General features: G+C 72.0%; 1 protein-coding gene. It reads right to left on the bottom strand.

The window, feature by feature from the left end; all coding sequences use genetic code 11:
* Window positions 1-209 precede the first annotated feature (209 nt).
* Window positions 210-1538 (bottom strand): DUF2252 domain-containing protein, encoded by a 1329-nt coding sequence (locus tag H5J30_RS32230; RefSeq protein WP_181791175.1) that lies wholly within the window; start codon window positions 1536-1538, stop codon window positions 210-212.
* Window positions 1539-1582 lie beyond the last annotated feature (44 nt).

The following is a 1582-nucleotide window of genomic DNA, read 5'->3' as shown; positions in this document are numbered from 1 at the left end:
CGCTGCGGCGGGAGCGGTGTCTGGAGAAGCGCAGGAATCGGTCCACAACTGCCTCCACGGCTTGGGGTGTTGGGGCCTGGCGGGGGATGCGCGTGGGACAGGTTGGTCCAGACCAATAATGATGTCAAGGGGACGCGTACACGTCAGGGCGCGCACGCCGTCCGCGTACGCGCCCTGTGCCCGTGCTCCGCCGCGTTCCGGGCTCCTCCTCAGAGGCCGGAGATCCGCCCGTTGCGGAAGAGGTCGACGAAGATCTGGTGGTCCGCCCGCGCCCGTACGCCGTAGTCGTGCGCGAAGTCCACCAGCATCTCCGTGAACCCGTCGGCGTCCGCCGAGATCGCCGCGTCGATCGCCCGCTCCGTCGAGAACGGCACCAGCGAGTGCCCGCTCTCCGCCACGTCCGCCGCCGCGTGCATGGTGGCGGTGGCCCGGCCCAGGTCGCCGACGACCGCCTCGGCCTGCTCCGGGTCGTCGATGTCCGACCAGTCCAGGTCCACCGCGTACGGCGACACCTCCGCGACCAGCTGACCCGCCCCGTCCAGCTCGGTCCAGCCCAGCCACGGGTCGGACGCGGCCTGCAGCGCGCGCTGCGAGATGACCGTGCGGTGTCCCTCGTGGCGGAAGTAGGCGCGGATCGCCGGGTCGGTGACGTGCCGCGCGACCGCCGGGGTCTGGCCGCGCTTCATGTAGATGACGATGTCGTTCTCCAGGGCGTCGCTGTGCCCTTCGAGGAGGATGTTGTACGACGGCAGCCCCGCGCTGCCGATGCCGATGCCGCGGCGGCCCACGACGTCCTTTACGCGGTACGCGTCGGGGCGCCGCTCCCGGCCGCCGGAGGGCAGCGTCTCCAGGTAGCCCTCGAAGGCGTCGAGCACCCGCGCGCGCGTGGCCGCGTCCAGCTCGATGGCGCCGCCGCCGGAGGTGAAGCGGCGCTCGTAGTCCCGTACCTCCGTCATCGACTCCAGCAGCCCGAAGCGGGTGTGCGCGCGGGCGGCGCGCAGCGCGCCCAGGAGCGGTCCGGTGGCGGTGTCGAGGGTGAAGGGCGGCACCTCGTCGTCCTTGGCGCCGGCGGCGAGCGCGCGGATGCGCTCGCGGTACGCCCCGGCGTACGCGCGGACGAGGCCGGTGATCTGCCCGTCGCTGAGCGCCTTGGTGTAGCCGATGAGCGCCAGCGAACCGGCCAGCCGCTTGACGTCCCAGGTGAACGGGCCGACGAACGCCTCGTCGAAGTCGTTGACGTTGAAGACGAGCCGGCCGTTGGCGTCCATGTACGTGCCGAAGTTCTCGGCGTGCAGATCGCCGTGGATCCAGACCCGGCCGGTCTGCTCGGTCAGGAACGGATCGCCGCGCTCGCCGGCTTCGAGGTCGTGGTAGTAGAGGCAGGCGGTCCCGCGGTAGAAGGCGAACGCCGAGGCCGCCATCTTGCGGAACTTGAGCCGGAAGGCGGCGGGATCGGCGGCGAGCAGCTCGCCGAATGCGGAGTCGAAGACGGCGAGTATCTCCTCGCCGCGCTGGGCGTCCCTGGTGTCCGTGACCATGCGGCTCACGATACCGGCGCGCCGCCGCCGCACCGGGGCGGCGC

It is taken from the genome of Streptomyces phytophilus (assembly GCF_013870535.1).
Lineage (GTDB): Bacteria > Actinomycetota > Actinomycetes > Streptomycetales > Streptomycetaceae > Streptomyces > Streptomyces phytophilus.
Note: the sequence above shows the minus strand (reverse complement) of the source record. Positions and strands in the feature narration are given on the sequence as shown.